The 15,795-nt window shown below is 40.1% G+C and carries 18 protein-coding genes; 13 read left to right on the forward strand and 5 right to left on the reverse strand.

The features are described 5' to 3' along the window. Positions 1–13: 13 nt before the first annotated feature. The 6 genes from ACFPA1_RS03455 to ACFPA1_RS03480 all read left to right on the forward strand — a co-directional run bounded on the left by ACFPA1_RS03455 (position 14) and on the right by ACFPA1_RS03480 (position 4,913). Positions 14–1,201 carry a glycosyltransferase family protein gene (locus ACFPA1_RS03455; protein ID WP_378581289.1) on the forward strand — a complete coding sequence of 396 codons (1,188 nt, stop codon included), beginning with the start codon at positions 14–16 and terminating at the stop codon, positions 1,199–1,201. Positions 1,202–1,330: 129 nt separating this feature from the next. Beyond that, positions 1,331–2,398, forward strand: a complete 1,068-nt coding sequence (locus tag ACFPA1_RS03460) for a glycosyltransferase family protein (protein WP_378581290.1) — start codon at positions 1,331–1,333, stop codon at positions 2,396–2,398. Positions 2,399–2,507: 109 nt separating this feature from the next. Continuing rightward, positions 2,508–2,816 (forward strand): hypothetical protein, encoded by a 309-nt coding sequence (locus ACFPA1_RS03465; protein ID WP_378581292.1) that lies wholly within the window; start codon positions 2,508–2,510, stop codon positions 2,814–2,816. 116 nt (positions 2,817–2,932) lie between these two features. Further along, the gene (locus ACFPA1_RS03470) at positions 2,933–3,220 is read left to right on the forward strand and encodes a putative quinol monooxygenase (RefSeq protein ID WP_213140583.1); all 288 of its coding nucleotides are present in this window, start codon (positions 2,933–2,935) and stop codon (positions 3,218–3,220) included. A 137-nt stretch (positions 3,221–3,357) separates the two neighbouring features. Continuing rightward, the gene (locus ACFPA1_RS03475; RefSeq protein ID WP_378581294.1) at positions 3,358–4,620 is read left to right on the forward strand and encodes a flavin-dependent oxidoreductase; all 1,263 of its coding nucleotides are present in this window, start codon (positions 3,358–3,360) and stop codon (positions 4,618–4,620) included. Further along, positions 4,620–4,913, forward strand: coding sequence for a Dabb family protein (locus tag ACFPA1_RS03480; protein WP_378581296.1), 294 nt, complete (start codon positions 4,620–4,622; stop codon positions 4,911–4,913). The genes ACFPA1_RS03475 and ACFPA1_RS03480 overlap by 1 nt, the downstream gene beginning before the upstream one ends. A 119-nt stretch (positions 4,914–5,032) precedes the next feature. On the opposite strand, the gene ACFPA1_RS03485 is transcribed toward ACFPA1_RS03480, so the two are convergent. Continuing rightward, complete coding sequence (locus ACFPA1_RS03485; RefSeq protein ID WP_378581298.1) at positions 5,033–5,707, reverse strand: YetF domain-containing protein; 675 nt, start codon at positions 5,705–5,707, stop codon at positions 5,033–5,035. A gap of 261 nt (positions 5,708–5,968) precedes the next feature. On the opposite strand from ACFPA1_RS03485, the gene ACFPA1_RS03490 reads away from it, so the two are divergent. Beyond that, positions 5,969–6,118 (forward strand): hypothetical protein, encoded by a 150-nt coding sequence (locus ACFPA1_RS03490; protein WP_213140579.1) that lies wholly within the window; start codon positions 5,969–5,971, stop codon positions 6,116–6,118. 71 nt (positions 6,119–6,189) lie between these two features. On the opposite strand, the gene ACFPA1_RS03495 is transcribed toward ACFPA1_RS03490, so the two are convergent. Further along, entirely contained in the window at positions 6,190–7,947 is a 1,758-nt protein-coding gene (locus ACFPA1_RS03495) for a glycoside hydrolase family 27 protein (protein WP_378581300.1), read from the reverse strand. 200 nt (positions 7,948–8,147) lie between these two features. On the opposite strand from ACFPA1_RS03495, the gene ACFPA1_RS03500 reads away from it, so the two are divergent. After that, positions 8,148–8,585, forward strand: coding sequence for a universal stress protein (locus ACFPA1_RS03500; RefSeq protein WP_378581302.1), 438 nt, complete (start codon positions 8,148–8,150; stop codon positions 8,583–8,585). Positions 8,586–8,667: 82 nt separating this feature from the next. Here the strand turns inward: ACFPA1_RS03500 and ACFPA1_RS03505 are convergent, their stop codons facing one another. The 3 genes from ACFPA1_RS03505 to ACFPA1_RS03515 are packed head-to-tail and all read right to left on the reverse strand — an operon-like array spanning position 8,668 to position 10,560. After that, complete coding sequence (locus tag ACFPA1_RS03505) at positions 8,668–9,426, reverse strand: ABC transporter permease (protein ID WP_378581304.1); 759 nt, start codon at positions 9,424–9,426, stop codon at positions 8,668–8,670. Continuing rightward, the gene (locus ACFPA1_RS03510) at positions 9,423–10,328 is read right to left on the reverse strand and encodes an ATP-binding cassette domain-containing protein (RefSeq protein WP_378581306.1); all 906 of its coding nucleotides are present in this window, start codon (positions 10,326–10,328) and stop codon (positions 9,423–9,425) included. The genes ACFPA1_RS03505 and ACFPA1_RS03510 overlap by 4 nt, the downstream gene beginning before the upstream one ends. A gap of 31 nt (positions 10,329–10,359) precedes the next feature. Beyond that, entirely contained in the window at positions 10,360–10,560 is a 201-nt protein-coding gene (locus ACFPA1_RS03515; RefSeq protein WP_213140574.1) for a PLD nuclease N-terminal domain-containing protein, read from the reverse strand. 669 nt (positions 10,561–11,229) lie between these two features. On the opposite strand from ACFPA1_RS03515, the gene ACFPA1_RS03520 reads away from it, so the two are divergent. The 5 genes from ACFPA1_RS03520 (at position 11,230) to ACFPA1_RS03540 (ending at position 15,702) form a co-directional block, all read left to right on the forward strand. Next, positions 11,230–11,955: a metallophosphoesterase gene (locus tag ACFPA1_RS03520; protein WP_378581308.1), complete on the forward strand. Its 726-nt coding sequence runs from the start codon at positions 11,230–11,232 to the stop codon at positions 11,953–11,955. Between the two features lie 63 nt (positions 11,956–12,018). Beyond that, positions 12,019–12,987 (forward strand): NAD(P)H-dependent flavin oxidoreductase, encoded by a 969-nt coding sequence (locus tag ACFPA1_RS03525; RefSeq protein ID WP_378581310.1) that lies wholly within the window; start codon positions 12,019–12,021, stop codon positions 12,985–12,987. A gap of 58 nt (positions 12,988–13,045) precedes the next feature. Continuing rightward, a complete protein-coding gene (locus tag ACFPA1_RS03530; protein WP_378581312.1) occupies positions 13,046–13,369 on the forward strand; it encodes a hypothetical protein in 324 nt (107 codons plus the stop codon). Between the two features lie 90 nt (positions 13,370–13,459). Continuing rightward, positions 13,460–14,104 (forward strand): GntR family transcriptional regulator, encoded by a 645-nt coding sequence (locus tag ACFPA1_RS03535; protein ID WP_213140571.1) that lies wholly within the window; start codon positions 13,460–13,462, stop codon positions 14,102–14,104. A 176-nt stretch (positions 14,105–14,280) separates the two neighbouring features. Further along, positions 14,281–15,702, forward strand: a complete 1,422-nt coding sequence (locus ACFPA1_RS03540) for an amino acid permease (RefSeq protein WP_378581314.1) — start codon at positions 14,281–14,283, stop codon at positions 15,700–15,702. Positions 15,703–15,795 lie beyond the last annotated feature (93 nt).

Genomic DNA, 15,795 nt, shown 5'->3' on the forward strand with positions numbered 1-15,795 from the left:
GGAGGGTTTGAGAATGCGAATATTGTTTTTAGAAAGTAATCCAATGTGGATTTATGGTCTGCCGAACGGCTTTCGTGATGCTGGGCATACTGTCATGGTCTCCGGTCCGTTGACTGAGGCAAGTATTCCTGACATGCTCTCAACCTTTCAACCCGATTTAATATTTACAATGGGGCATACCGCCGAGCATACAGAGGAAAAACAATTGTGGATTAGAAAGCATGTCACTCCCACAAACATTCCTCATGTGTATTGGGCAACAGAAGACCCTGGCTATACGCTGACTTTTTCACTTCCTCTCGTTAAGACGATTGAACCAGATTTTGTATTTACCATTTGTCCCCCAAGAGTGGCGTTTTACAGGGACTTAAAGATTCCGTCAGAGCACTTGGATTTCGGCTATCATTCAGATGTTCATTATCCCGACAATTCAGATGATACGTATCAAGTGTCCATTGCCGTTGTGGCAAATGGTTATCCAATGCTCTATGAAAAAAGGCCGGACCACTACCGTTTTAAAGCGCTTAAGGATCTTCTTGCTCCATTTTTAGAAGAAAATATCAGAATTGACTTTTGGGGACGTTATTGGGATCAAATGGACCATATCCTTGGCAAGAAGATACCCGATGAATGGATTCATGGGTTTCTACCCTATACAGAAGCGAATAAGGTGTACAGTTCGGCAAACATCATTCTAGGTGTCCAGAATCATGATACCCAGGTAACCCAGCGGACGTATGAAGTGCTTGGTTCGGGCGGTCTTTTGCTTACAAATGATACATCTGAGATTAGGAGGCTATTTACTCCCGGCCAAGATTTGTTAGTCAGCAATTCAGCTAAAGAAACCATTGATCTTGTAAAATACTATTTAAGTCATCCTGAAGAAGTAAAGAAAGTTAAAGCTGCTGGAATGAAAGCGGTTGAAAAATACTCGTACAAGCATCGGGCTGAATGTATCATCGAAACACTTATCGGGGCAGGCATTCTTCCAAAAGACTCGGAAAGTTCGGGCGCAGGGAAATTCATCCACTATGTGGATACATTAAAGGAAAACTATGAAATATATACCATCCAGCCAAAGGATACATTATGGAGCATCTCAAGAAAATTCGGCGTTAGTGTGGAAGAAATCAAGAAATTAAATGGCCTCCAATCAGATATCATCAACGTGAATGATTTTTTAAAAATTAAAAAGAAATAGGTGAAAAAGGTGCGAATTCTTTTTATAGAAAGCGGGGAAATCTGGAGTAATAATCTAACAAAGGGGTTTACAGCCCACGGACATGACATTCTTATTTCGGGTCCAATCAATAGGGAAGGTCTATCTAATATGATTGAAAGTTTTCTGCCCGATTTCGCCATTACCATTGGTTGGGGAGAGGAACATACAAAGGATAAACAAATCACCATTCGTGAACAGATGGCAAAGTATAACCTTCCATTAATCTATTGGGCAGTGGAAGACCCCGCTTATACCGACGTTTGGTCCATTCCATTAGTAAAAACGATTCAGCCTGACTTTGTTTTTACATTAAGCCCTGACAAGGTAAACACGTATAAACAATTAGGTATTCCTTCGGAGTATTTAGATTTTGGCTTTGAGGAGAGCCTTCACCATCCAATTAGCTGCCATCCAGAGTTTGAAGCAGAGATTGCAATCGTTGCGAATGCGTATCCAGATATTTTAGAAAAGTATCCAGATCATTTTCGCCATCAGTCGTTAGAAATTTTAATTAAGCCGCTTCTTAAGGCGAATGTTCGGATTGATTTTTGGGGAGCAAATTGGGACAGGATGGATGATTATTTAGGCGTAAAAATTCCGAAGGACTGGATTCACGGCTTTCTAAACTATAAGGAGGCAAATAAAGTATACAGTTCCTCGAAAATTATCTTAGGTTTGCAAAATTATCCTGATTTATTGACCCAGCGGACCTACGAAATATTAGGGTCGGGCGGCTTTCTGCTGACCATGGATACGCCAGGAGTCAGGCGAAATTTCGTACCAGGGAAAGATTTAGAAGTCTCTCTTACTCCGGAAGAAACGATTCAGAAAGTGAAATTCTACCTGAATCAATCAGAACAACGGGTTGAAATCCAAAGACAGGCCCAAAAATCAGTTGAAGCACACTCCTATACCTTTAGGGCACATCAAATCATCAACACATTAATGGAAAACGGCATCCTCGCAAAAAATAGGGCACATGAAGCAAAAGAGAAAGGAGAAATATCATTCTTTCATTCCTTTAATGGATACGAAACCTACAAAGTCCAAAAAGGAGACACCTTATACAAAATATCTAAAGAATTTGCTGTTTCTATTGAAGAATTAAAAACTCTAAACCTACTAGACACGGACACATTATTAGAAAATCAACTAATAAAAATAAGAAAGAAATGATGCATGGGGACGGTTCTTATGCATCATTTTATTAAGAAAAAATTAAGGAATTCCCATCATAATTAGGCCATCCAATAGGAAATAGAGAGAAATCGGGGGTCAATCAAATTTGAAGATTAAAATTTTTGCCGTAATTTTTATATTGGGGATACTCGCAAGTGTTAGCTATGCGGAAGCACAAAAAGACGACCTAACATCAAATACAACAGAAAATAGTACTGAAACGAAAGCAACAAACGAAGAGGATCAAAAAATTTCCGGTTTAACTGAAACCAGCTCGGTTGAATCTCAGGAAAATGAAGTCCAGGCAGCAACTGAGCCCCAACTGGAAACTCAAACGCAGCAAGCAACACAAACCCAGAGTCATGGATTCAGATGGGTAAACAGGCGATTAGTTTTCAGTCATGATCATTTTTGACCTAAAATAATTACAACTGAACCCAAAAGAAGTAGATAACTTTTATTATTAAAAAATGCTAAAATCAAATAGAAGCCTAAAATTAGTGAGAATTTTTAAAAAAGGGAGCTAATTACATGATAAGAGTTGTCTGCAAATCTAAATTAAAACCGGACGTAAATGTTGAGGAATATCTTAAATTGGCGAGTGAAGTGATTACCGAATCGAGAAAAGAAAAAGGCTGCTTCATGTATACGCTTCATGGTGATATTAACGACCCGACCATTTTCGCAACAATCGAGGAATGGGAAGATGAAGAGGCTTTGAGACAGCACGATAATAGTGAACACGTTCGGAGAATTGTGCCAGAACTTAGGAAAAGACGAGAAAGTACAGATATGAATATTTATAAAGTATTAATATAATCCATTGCGGGCCCACTTTTAAGTGGGTCTTTTGTATGTACAGGCTGGTGAACAAATATATTGATATATTTTTATTTTGTTGCAATAATTAAGAAATATCAAAATACTAAAGCGGTATTTTTATAGGAGGGAACGCAATGTCAGAGATAAAAACCGCACTCATTGTCGGCGGCGGAATCGGCGGCCTTGTAACGGCACTTAAACTTAATCAGGCCGGAGTGTCTGTCCGCGTTTTCGAGAGTGTCGAAACGATAAGAGCGCTGGGAGTCGGGATTAACCTTTTGCCTCATGCTGTTAGGGTCCTCACCGAGCTAGGCCTCGCAGATGAACTTGAAAAAACTGGCCTGCCAACCGCCGAGCTCATGTATGTTAACAAATTCGGCAAGAAAATTTGGCAGGAACCACGTGGCAAAGCTGCCGGCTACCATTGGCCGCAATATTCGATTCACCGCGGACGCCTGCAAATGCTGCTGTTAAATGCCGTCATTCAAAAATTAGGGGAGGATGCCGTTTTAACCGGGCATCATTTACAATCGTTTGAACAGGTTGGAGACACGGTAGCGGCTCGATTTATCAATCGTAAAACAGGAGAGTCTCTTGGCCCATACAGTGCGGACATGATGATTGCCGCCGATGGCATCCACTCGGTTGTCCGAAAAACGTTTTATCCAAATGAAGGCCTGCCAAAATTCAGCGGCCGGATCTTATGGCGCGGAATTACTGAAGCTGATCCATTTTTGACCGGAAGATCAATGATCATGGCGGGTTACCAAGATCAAAAGTTTGTCGCCTATCCGGTATGTCCCGAAACCGCAGCAAAAGGGGGCTCTTTAGTTAACTGGATTGCAGAATTGGCGATTAAAGACGAAATGCCTGACCGTGCGGACTGGAATAAGAAAATTGATAAGGAAAAGTTTGCTCCGCATTTTGCAGCATGGGATTTTGGCTGGCTGAATGTTCCGCAGTTAATTGAGGAAACAGATGCAGTATATGAGTTCCCGATGGTCGACCGTGATCCGCTTCCCACTTGGACCTTCGGACGAATCACTTTACTTGGAGATGCAGCCCATCCTATGTATCCAATTGGTTCAAACGGTGCTTCACAGGCGATTTTGGATGCAGATGCCCTGGGAGAGGCTATTTTAGCATATCCGACTGCAGAACAGGCATTGAAGGCATATGAAGAAGCCAGATTAGAACCAACTGCAAATATTGTTATGGCAAACCGGAAAAATGGTCCTGAAGTGGTCATGCAAATCGTCGAAGACCGCGCACCTAATGGTTTTGAGGAATTAAGTGATGTCATTTCCCAGCAGGAATTACAGGATATCGCCAATCAATACAAGCAAATTGCCGGTTTTGATCGCGAAAAATTAAACAGTCAGGCGGGAAAACAGTAATGGTAGAACACATTGTTTTACTGAAATTTTCACCAGAGACAACCATAGAACAAAAGCAAGAGGCAATTAGCAGGACCCTGCTGCTAAAAGAAGTGATTCCCGGTATTATAGATATACAGCAAGGAATCAATTTTTCAAATAGGAGCAAAGGTTTTGAAATTGGATTAACGGTACGATTTGAGGACAGAACGTCCTTGGAAAACTATGGACCACATCCGGCGCACCAAGAGGTTTTCGCCTATTTACAGGAAATTGGGGTCGAAGACATCATTGTCGTTGATTTTGAATTTTAATATTTTTTTAACATTACGCTTTAATACTTAAACGCGTTTTAGTATTTAAGAAAACAAAATTATAATTTGTGATAAATATATTTAAAGGACCCCTAGAGGTCCTTTTTCTAAAAATAGTATCAATATTTCTGAAAATAAAGCGACTTTCCCGTTTGCCATTCAGCATAACAAACTTCCTTTGGATTTTTAACCCCGCCTTTATCCAATTCCTTATAAAGCCAATTCTCATCTAGCCCGGCTTGTTTAAGGTTCTCTTCTAAAATTTCGCCGTCACTGATAATGGTAAGTGGAATTGTTTTCTGTTCCGCTTTGATTTTTAAATCCTTGCATGTTGGAGTATCCGCTTCTGGTTTTTTTAGGATACTAATTCCGCCGCTGTTTTCAAAAATGGCATACTCTACCTCTTCGAGAGAAAAAACGTCTTTGGAACGCAGCATTTGCTTTAATTGGTCCAAATCTAACCGGTTCTTTTTCATTTCTCGCCAGTCAATTTTCCCTCTGTTAATAATCATCGAAGGCTTGCCCTCAAAAAACACGCGTAATTTTCGCGATTTCTGTGTAAGCATTTCGGTAAAATAAATAAGGAATCCCCACACACCAATAGCTAGAAGGACTTTCAAAATGCCAGCACCTTCATCAAAGACGGCACTACTTAATAAATCGCCTAGGACTAATGCTGAAATAAAATCGAATGGAGTAATTTGACTTAATTGGGTTTTTCCTAAAAATTTCACCGTAATAAAAAGGGCAATGTATCCAATTACCAGTTCAAAGATAATATCCACGTAACTCATGAGCTGCCTCCAATTTATTCATACTGTATTGTTATGGACATGGGGGCTATTTCCTAAACGAATAATTCATGATATTAGGGCAATTGAACTAGTTTTGTTTAGAACAATTTTAATTTTAGAAAATTTAAACTAAAATAGAGGAAATAGAAAAATTTTACAGAATTAAAATATAAACACGTTAATAAAATGTAGAAATTGGGTTTTAAATACAATGTAAGCGCTTTATTAGTGACGCGAAGAGGATTTGGGTGCAAGGGATTTATGAAAAAAACACTAAAAGAGGTGTATGGAATGAAAGTAAGTCCACTTGAGTTTATTGAATGCGTTGAACTAATGGTAGCAGCTGAGGAAGATCGGTTAATATTAGACGGAACGAAGATAAAAATTTTAGGCGAAGAAGTGGAATTTTAAAATTAAACCATCGAGTAGCAACATCATAACTAAAAGCCGCACCATTTATAGTGCGGCTTTTAGTATTGAGATCAAGCTGTTCTATATAATTGATATTTGTCCCTTATCGTACTAAAGAGTTTTAATAAGATGATAACAGTAAAAAATAACATCATTGGAATGGCAACAAGCATGAGGGATTGGCTGTCTGTTTGAGCTTTCGGAGACTTTGCACTTTCTCCAATAGCATTCTTTCCGGTTACCACATACGAATAACTGCCGCCGGCACGGAATGTAGCGGTTTTATCTTCAAAATTGGGTTCTGTTAGATTTGCTGCAATAAGTGTATAGCCGCTGCTGAATCCAAATCTATTGATGGTTTTACGATAAACGGTATAGGATTCTGCTCCATATATGGGATTCCAAGTAATCGTAACGGAATTTTGATCTTTCCTGTCAACCATTACCCAATCTGGGGCAGCAGGTACCGACGATATTTTTACATCATAGGGAGTATATCGGTTTCCACTCAAGGAAGTGGGAATTACATGAACCATACGAGAAGCATGAGTGGAAAGTTCTGTGGTGAATCCTGAATCCATGCTGCCTAAATCCTGATGGCTCCACATATCATGCACCATTGCTGATCCCTCAACTCCCAAATCTGCCCATTTCACACTTACGTTTTGTGAGGATGTTCCGGTATTAAAGAGTCCGATATTGTAAGAACCGTCTGGTAGTTTTTGATAGAATACTTGAGAGGCAGCGGTTTTGTATAAACGTTTCCCTGCCGCGCCACTTTGGTTGGCCCCAATAATTTCGTCATTTGTCAACAGGCTGATCCCATAATCGTCTAGCTTCGTTAAGTCATTCCCAATCACAAACTGGGATGACGCAATCGCCCAGAGAGATACATAAGATCGTTTTTCCTCCTCTGTCAGGCCATCTTTACCCCCGTTTGCCACATTGAGTGAATCAAAATCGTTCCACCCGCCCGGACCGGCATGCTTGTGCCACTCTGCGGCATCATCAAACCTTCTAGACACCTTTTTCCAATTTGTGAGAGTTGGCTTTCCATATGCCTCTACGTCGTGATCGGTCCGCCAGCCATTCGATAATTCCTTCCATGTTGAAGCATGTTTGATATCAAGATTATTGGACAGCTCCACATGTATCGGTCTTCCAGTTTTCTTCAACGCCTTTGCCCAGGCCTCGACATCTTGAATATCCTGGTTGCGGACACCATCAATTTTTAGATAATCCACCCCGTAAGAAGCAAACATCTGAGCCCACGAATCAATATACTCCTGTGCCCCCGGCTTGGAAAAATCAATGGCATACATATTCTTGAAGTTAAAATTCACTTTTTGCCCTTTACTAAAATTCACAATATCTTTGGCGTGATAGGGTGTTCCCTCAATCGGGGTGTTTTGATCCACCGCGCCTTTTGGAATACCTAGCGTAACATAGAGACCAAACTTTAAGCCTTTGTGGTGGATATAATCTCCAAGTGCTTTCATCCCGTTTGGAAATTTCTTTGGATCTACCACCCACCGGCCGTATTTATCAACGGCGGTGGTCCAATCAAGCATATAGTAATCATCCAAGTTAATATATTGGTATCCGTGCGACTTGAATTTTGCAGCCATTACATCGGCGGCTGCTTTGATGTTTTGCTCCGTAGGTTTTTTCCGGATTGAGCTCCAGCTGCTCCAGCCCATAAATGGCCGGTCTCCTAGACTATTATATGAAGAAGCTTTTGCCTCTTCTATGTCAAAAATGGATACGGGAAAATTTCCACAAAGTAAAAATGAGAATGATAGCAATGTTGTAATAATTTTCTTAAGCATAGACATTTCCCCTATAAGCAGATAGGTATTAATAAATCTATCATAATACAGAAAAGTCTATATTTTAATGAACAATATGTTCCAGCAATATATGAAAAAATTCACATAATGTTCTAATCCACCCATGATCGGAAGAGTGAAAAAGTTATATAATAAAAGTGAATAAATGGTATTTATACCAAAATGAGGGGGATAAGTAAATGCTGACTGATTATTCAAGAATCGCGGTTCCTTACGATCATTCCGAATTAAGCAAAAAAGCTTTAAAAATGGCAATGAATCTAGTAAAGCAAGACGAAAAAATTGAATTATATGTTGTCATGGTTATTCAACCGGAAATTCAGCTAGCTTACCATTATGCAGTTCCGATACAAGATCGGCGTGAGGAACAGCTTAAAGCGATCGAACCGATCCGCGAAGAAATAAACCAAGAGCTGCTTAAGCTTCCAAATAAGACAAGAACATTTGTGTTGGAAGGGGACCCTGCAGGAACCATTATCGATTTTGTTAGAAAGAATGATGCCGATTTTATTGTCATGGGAAGCAGAGGATTAAGCGGGCTGAAGGAATTGTTCTTGGGAAGTGTAAGCCATTATGTTGTACAAAAAGCAACTTGTCCTGTTCTGGTTGTAAAATAATAACAAGAGGTTGTCCTTAACCATGAGGACAACCTTTTTTTTAAACTTAACAAGTAAAATTGGTGTGTAAAAAATGATAGCTTTATTTACGGACGGATGCCAGATAAAGGAAAAGGTGTACCAGGGCAAAAGTAATACCAAGCGGGAGAAGAAAGGGACCTTCTACTTTTCCTGCTGTCAATAGAGAGGAAGCGGCATTTGTCAGCTGTGCTGGGCTCCATTCCATCCATTTATCGAGAAGAGAGGTCAACAAAGACAAAAGAATGCTGAAAACAAGCGCAAAAGCGGCTGCAAGACCGCTGCTTTTCAAACGGCTGCTGAGGAAAACCGTGAATGTAAGCAAAAATAAGATCCATATGAAATAAATCCCGGTTCCCTTTACTAGATTGATAAACGGGAAATCATCAATCAATAGCTCTGTATAATACCATGCTGAGAGCATGCCAAGAATGATTGACCCCGCACCAAGGAGCAGCGCACTTACCCATTTTGCTGTGATATAGGAGGCAAACCTTACCGGCTTAACTAGGATGGTTTTCATGACCCCGCTTCTCCGTTCGGCGGCCACGATCCCCATGAAAGCAAGCACGAGGATGAGTACGCCCATTTGGTTGAACTGTCCCAGTGTCTGTGCAAGGACTTCGCCACTAGAAGGCAAAGGTATTTTAATGACTGTACCTTTCGGAAGGTTGCTGGCGTTGTTCATGATTTCTGGCATATAGTAGCTTGATACTGGCTGCATAAGCCCGAATAACATAAAGACCAAAGGAATCCAGATTACTTTATAATTTCGGCTCATTTCCAGCCATTCTTTTCGAAATAAAACAAACCACGTTTTCATTTTCCCACCACCTTCATGAATAGGTCCTCAAGTGTGGTTTTCCCTACTGTAAAGCTCGTGATAGGAAGGTGCTTTTCGGTAATTTCAGCGAGAATCAGGCTTCTTGCTAATAAAACATCCTTGATAAAAATCTCCACTGTTTCATTTTTGGAGATGACCTTTGTGATTACATCCCATGATTCAAGGCTGCGGGCCCAGCCTTCCAGGTTTTCAGCCGCGGAAATAATAATGACGTCTTCCTGATAATTTTTGCGTAGATCGGGAAGAGAACCAGTGATGGCCAGTTTGCCATTATGGATCATGAGCACATCATCACAAACTTCCTCTGCATCATGGAGAATATGGGTTGAAAACAGAATCGTCATGTTCTCCTTCAACATTTTCATCATCTCAAGAATTTCCCGGCGTCCGACGGGATCCAATGCGGAAACAGGCTCGTCAAGCATTAGCAGTTTTGGTTCGTTAATCAATGCCTGGGCGATTCCAAGCCGTTGCTTCATTCCCCCAGAGTAACCGCCAATCTTACGTTTCTTGGCACCGGCAATTCCCGCAAGTTCAAGTAACTCCACAGCGCGCTTTGCTGCCTTGGTCTTGGATAAACCAGAGAGCTCCCCCATAAAAACAAGGTACTCAACAGCATTCATCCATGGGAAAAATACCGGTTGCTGGGGCAAATATCCGATGTGCTCTCGAAAATCAGTTTTTTCAACACCAAGAAATGTAATGGTTCCGTCTGTTGGTTTTTGCAGTCCAGCGACCATTTCCAACGTCGTGGTTTTTCCTGCACCGTTCGGACCAATCATCGCCACACAGCGGCCTTCCTCAATGGAAAAGGACAGGTCATTTACGGCCATATGCTTGCCGAATGCCTTGGTCAACGACTTGACTTCCATAATATTCATTTTTTACACACCCCTTTTTTAAGGAAGCTAGTTATGATGAATGTTTTTTGCCAAAGATGAAGTATAAAATTGGGCCAAGAATACTTATAAAAAGAGTGATGAGCACCCACATCCATTTCGGGCCATTTGTATGCTCGACTTTTGAAAGATCGACCAATGCAATAATGATTAGAAGAAGTTGGATCCCAATAAGCGGTGCGACTAAAGCCCAGTTCAGATCTGAAAATTCCATTTGGTTCGCCTCCTTTACTATTCATCTATTAAAATCATAATCTTGAAATAGAAAATTATGTAAAGTGCTATTAATTATAATTTACCGAAAAAGATGCTGGAATTTCAGGGGAATTAGTACAATTTTCTGACTTTTAGAGAAATTATGACAAGAACTTTCAGTGAATGCTGAATATTCCTTTCACACTATTGACATATTTTATCAATTTCTTTGTTGTATATTTCGACACTCACATACAAAGTTCTTGTTTTTTTCATTCTTATGTTGAAGGTCCCACATAGAATAAGGAATTAATTTGTAAAAAAAGGGTTTAAGTAGTCGGAATTTTTAAATTTTAATAACCTGCGAAGTTTGTTACAATAAAAAACGTGAAGGAATGTCGGAGGAAATCGATAAAAAATTTTTTAAGAAAATGATTGGTTAGAGGGAGGGGTTTACATGGTATTCAAGGTAGCATTCTGGAGATTGTTAACAAGAAACCAGAAACTTAGATTACTGAAGCAAAAAGCTCACATAGAACATCATTCTGCGGGGCCCCGAGTATCTTAGGGGCTCTTTTTTTATGTAAGTGCGTATAAAAATAAGATTATCAAAGGAATTTCCATACTTGTTATTGAACTTAAATTGTTATAGATGTAATGGACAAGTCAATTTTTATGAGGTGAAACCTTGAGAAAAATTGTGATTTCTGATATTCATGGCTGTGCAGCAGAGCTGGATCAATTGTTGACAAAAACTAATGCACAACCGGAAGAGGTTCTTTTTATAGGGGACTATGTCGATACAGGCCACGACAGTATGGCTGTACTTGATAGAGTACAAGAATGGTGCAGTCAAGGGGCAACTGCTTTGCTGGGCAACCATGATGATATGTTTTTGCAATGGCTAGATGAAAAAGAAATTATCTTTTATTATGGCAGGGTTGGCGGAATAGCGACGATAAATAGCTGTTTACATAGACTTGGTATGGATCGGGTTGAATACTCAGAATTGCTGAATGACATGAAAAAGGAAAATGACATAAGAAACATTATCCAAGCTCATTTTTCTTCGCAAATTTCTTTTTTGCAATCTCTCCCTTTATTTATCAAGGAACAGGATTTTGTTTTTGTCCATGCAGGAATCCATCCGAAAAAAGGGCTTGAAAAAACGACAAAAGTGGAGTTTCTAAATATTCGGGATGAATTTATTTACGAATATCAGCATCCGGAAACGGTCATTTTTGGCCATACCCCGACAAGAAGGATCCATAAACAAAACAATGTTTATTTTGGTCCAAACCGGGTAATCGGAATCGATGGAGGCTGTGCCTTCGACGGCCAGTTAAACGCATTAATCATAAAGGATGGAAGTTTTGAGACGGAATCTGTTTTAAAAATAAAAGAAGGAAAATAAACATTATTTGGAGAATTAAAATTTAGTAGAATGTTAAAAATTTGAATGGAGGGACAAGAAAAAATGTCCAATATCCCAACAGTACTGAAGGACTTGCGTTTACCCGTAATTGGTTCACCACTTTTTATTATTAGTAATCCCAAGCTGGTTATTGCCCAATGTAAAGCAGGCATAGTTGGTTCCATGCCGGCGTTGAATGCAAGACCGGCATCACTTCTTGATGAATGGCTGCACGAAATCACGGAGGAGCTCGCGGCATATAACGCCCGTCATCCAGAGCGGCCGGCAGCCCCATTTGCGATCAATCAAATTGTCCACAAGTCCAATAATCGGCTAGAACATGATGTGGAAATGTGTAAGAAGTATAAGGTTCCTATCATTATTACGTCCCTTGGGGCACGTGAAGAAGTAAATACCGAAATACATAGTTACGGAGGTATTGTGCTGCACGATATTATTAATAATACATTCGCACACAAGGCAGTTGACAAAGGTGCGGATGGGTTGATTGCAGTTGCCGCAGGTGCCGGTGGTCATGCCGGCGTGAAGAGCCCGTTTGCCTTAGTTCAGGAAATCCGTGAATGGTACGATGGTCCGGTTGCTTTGGCAGGTTCTATTGCTACCGGCAGTGCTGTACTCGCCGCTCAAGCGATGGGGGCTGATTTTGCTTACATTGGTTCGCCATTTATTGCCACTCACGAAGCGAATGCTGTAGAAGAGTATAAGCAGGCAATTGTAGATTCTACATCTGACGATATTGTCTATAGCAGTCTGTTCACAGGTGTTCCAGGAAACTATTTGGCTCCATCCATACGTGCGGCAGGGTTAGATCCTAATGCGCTTCCTGAAAGTGATCCGTCTCAGATGAGTTTTTCAGACGGCAGTTCGAAACCTAAGGCATGGAAGGAAATTTGGGGTTCTGGCCAAGGAATTGGCGTCATTAATAAAGTTAGCGGTGCTGGAGAATTCGTTGACAAACTTTATCAGGAGTATATGGCGGCGAAAGAGAGACTTGGTCTGGTTGTTGTTTGATGGCAGGATAAAATAGAGGTGGAAAAACTGACTCAACTTTTGGAGTCAGTTTTTTTTATTGAATATCCATATTGCGAACAATGGACTGGATATCAATCATAAACTATTGTATCAACTAGAAAAGGTGTTCAATATGAGAAACATGAATGAAGTGCAAATACACCCCATCATCGGGCAGGCATGGACAGGTAAACATGTTCTCCTGCTTCATTGTACAAATAATAATCAATTCCTGCAGCTTTATAAAAGCTTTCACGCCCCGATTGAGCCTCCCCGACTCAACTGTGCAGAAACTTTATCGCAGCTTTTAAGTATCGGCTATCGGATTGCGGCCATTACACCCATCTCTTCTAATCAAATTCAATATGTGCTGGTACTTTGAGATAGACCTGGGCGGAAAGCGTGGGTCTTTTCTTATTCCGCAGGTTTATATACAATATATATAATAAAGAATGTATTGGAGAAGCTAATTATGGAATATTTATCACTGAAAGACCATGTTTATAATTATATTGTGGATCAAATCAACAGTGGGAAATTGCTTGCAGGGGCAAAGTTAAATGAAAACAATATTTGTGAAAGCCTTCAAGTCAGCAGGACCCCAGTAAGGGAAGCACTCATCCAACTAGCGTCGGAGGGGCTGATTGACAATGTACCAAGGAAAGGTTTTGTGATAAAAAGTCTTACAAAAGAAGAGGCTGAAGAAACCTATTTTATCATCGGAGCATTGGATGGTCTCGCTGCTTCCTTGGCTGCACCGCTTTTAACCGAGAAGCACTTGAGTGAAATGGATTTCTATATACAGAGCATTGATTTGGCGCTGAATACCGAGAATTATCGAATGTATGATAAAATGCAGGAAGCCTTTCATGGTGTCTATTTATCCGTTTGTCCCAACAAAAGCTTAGTCAACCTTTTGCTTCAATGGGAAAAGAAATTTTTGAAAAATTTAGGGGAAGCCGGCTCACAGGACGGCTTGAAAGAAAAACTATTGCAAACCAATAATGAGCATCGAAAAATGCTGGAGCTTTTTAAAAGTAAAGATACGGCTGAATTGGAAAGATTATTGAAAGAAGTCCATTGGAACCCTAAAAAGGTAGAAAACCTGCCACTATAAGAAGAAAAACCCGAAAGATTTTGTTCGATTATTCGACAGAATCTTTTTTTATTGACAGTTAAAAATAAAATATATAATATAAAGTATACAAATAACTGAATATTTGAAAAGGTATTTAAATTGAAAGGGGTTTATTTTATTAAACTAGTAAATTAAAAAAAAGGGGAAATTAATCTATGGAAAATAACACCAATGACCTTCAACGCGGCTTAAAACAACGGCATATTACGATGATTTCCATTGGCGGAACAATCGGTACAGGTCTGTTCCTCGCTTCTGGTAATGTCGTTTCGAAGGCAGGCGCCCTAGGCGGCCCGATTGCCTATTTAGTGATAGGGCTTTTAGTGTTTGTTTTAATGAAAGGTCTAGGCGAAATGTCTACCTTCATGCCAGTTCCGGGCGCCTATACATCCTATTCGGGCCTATTTGTTCATCCTGTATTGGGATTTATGGTAGGCTGGAATTTATCCATCAACGGATTCCTCGGCCTTGGCGCTGAAATCGTTGGGGGAGGAATGATTCTAAATCAATTTTTCCCTAGTGTATCTCCTACTGTCTTCTGTATCATCATTTCTTTACTGATCTTGGCCTTGAATTTAATCGATGTAAAATCATACGGGGAAGCAGAATACTGGTTTGCCGGCATCAAGGTTGTTGCAATTATTATCTTCTTAATTGTTGGTGTGTTAATGATTTTTGGTTTGATTGGACATCAAGGATTTATTGGATTATCCAACTGGACAGACATGTCCATGTTCCCTAACGGGTTCGCAGCAGTTATTTTGATGATGACTGGCGTAATCTGGTCATATCTTGGGGTTGAAACCGTTATTACTGCATCTGGAGAAACAGAAAATCCTCAAAAAAATGTACCTAAAGCCATCAATACTATTTTCTTCCGGGTATTGCTTTTTTACGTTGGTACCGTGACGGTCATGGGATTGGTCGTTCCTTACAAACAAGTAAGCGTTTTAAACAATGGCTATGCTGGTCTGTTTAGTTTGGCAGGAATTCCTGGTGCTGCTGCGATTATGAATATTGTCATTCTGACTTCACTCGCATCTGCGGCAAATTCGATGATTTATGCCATCAGCAGAACGCTGGTCGCCTTGTCAAAAGAAGGAAAGGCTCCAAAAACTTTGGGTAAAGTAAATAAACGCGGGATCCCGATGAATGCGGTTATCCTAACATTGTTCCTTGGGCAAGTTTCTCTGATTACAAACTTCGTTTCACCGGATAAGGTGTTTGTTTGGTTAATTTCCATCGCTGGTTTCAATACGTTACTTGGCTGGTTCGGTAGTTTTCTTTCTCACTATAAATTCAGAAAATGGCTGGTGGCAAATGGCGGCTCAGTGGACAAATTAAAGTTCAAAACGAATATTTATCCACTTCCAACCATTATTTGTTTAATCGCATTAGTTGCGATCGCCGCTTATACGGCCTATAGTCATGATACAAGATTTTCATTCTATATCGGCGCACCAATGCTAGTCTTGTACGCCATTATTGGTACCATCTTGTATAAAAAAGGAAAACTGAAAGATCCGGACTATAAGCCTTTCTTAGAGGCCCACATTAAAGAAACAGAAATAAAATAATGAATCTCACAAATTTTCATATTAGTAATGTGTAAGGGCGGGTCCCTAGTTGCTACTATGTAAACTAGGGATTCGTCCTTAAATGGAGAGGAG

The organism is Neobacillus sp. GCM10023253 (assembly GCF_042653105.1).
Classification (GTDB): Bacteria; Bacillota; Bacilli; order Bacillales; family Cytobacillaceae; genus Neobacillus; species Neobacillus citreus.

Coding starts and splice junctions, on each gene's coding strand:
- ACFPA1_RS03515 (WP_213140574.1), bottom strand. CDS start 10,560: ATGGAATTTTCAGATCTGAACTGGGCTTTAGTCGCACCGCTTATTGGG.
- ACFPA1_RS03470 (WP_213140583.1), top strand. CDS start 2,933: ATGATAAGAGTTGTCTGCAAATCTAAATTAAAACCGGACGTAAATGTT.
- ACFPA1_RS03500 (WP_378581302.1), top strand. CDS start 8,148: ATGCTGACTGATTATTCAAGAATCGCGGTTCCTTACGATCATTCCGAA.
- ACFPA1_RS03480 (WP_378581296.1), top strand. CDS start 4,620: ATGGTAGAACACATTGTTTTACTGAAATTTTCACCAGAGACAACCATA.
- ACFPA1_RS03475 (WP_378581294.1), top strand. CDS start 3,358: ATGTCAGAGATAAAAACCGCACTCATTGTCGGCGGCGGAATCGGCGGC.
- ACFPA1_RS03490 (WP_213140579.1), top strand. CDS start 5,969: ATGAAAAAAACACTAAAAGAGGTGTATGGAATGAAAGTAAGTCCACTT.
- ACFPA1_RS03525 (WP_378581310.1), top strand. CDS start 12,019: ATGTCCAATATCCCAACAGTACTGAAGGACTTGCGTTTACCCGTAATT.
- ACFPA1_RS03510 (WP_378581306.1), bottom strand. CDS start 10,328: ATGAATATTATGGAAGTCAAGTCGTTGACCAAGGCATTCGGCAAGCAT.
- ACFPA1_RS03460 (WP_378581290.1), top strand. CDS start 1,331: ATGATTGAAAGTTTTCTGCCCGATTTCGCCATTACCATTGGTTGGGGA.
- ACFPA1_RS03505 (WP_378581304.1), bottom strand. CDS start 9,426: ATGAAAACGTGGTTTGTTTTATTTCGAAAAGAATGGCTGGAAATGAGC.
- ACFPA1_RS03495 (WP_378581300.1), bottom strand. CDS start 7,947: ATGCTTAAGAAAATTATTACAACATTGCTATCATTCTCATTTTTACTT.
- ACFPA1_RS03485 (WP_378581298.1), bottom strand. CDS start 5,707: ATGAGTTACGTGGATATTATCTTTGAACTGGTAATTGGATACATTGCC.
- ACFPA1_RS03540 (WP_378581314.1), top strand. CDS start 14,281: ATGGAAAATAACACCAATGACCTTCAACGCGGCTTAAAACAACGGCAT.
- ACFPA1_RS03455 (WP_378581289.1), top strand. CDS start 14: ATGCGAATATTGTTTTTAGAAAGTAATCCAATGTGGATTTATGGTCTG.
- ACFPA1_RS03535 (WP_213140571.1), top strand. CDS start 13,460: ATGGAATATTTATCACTGAAAGACCATGTTTATAATTATATTGTGGAT.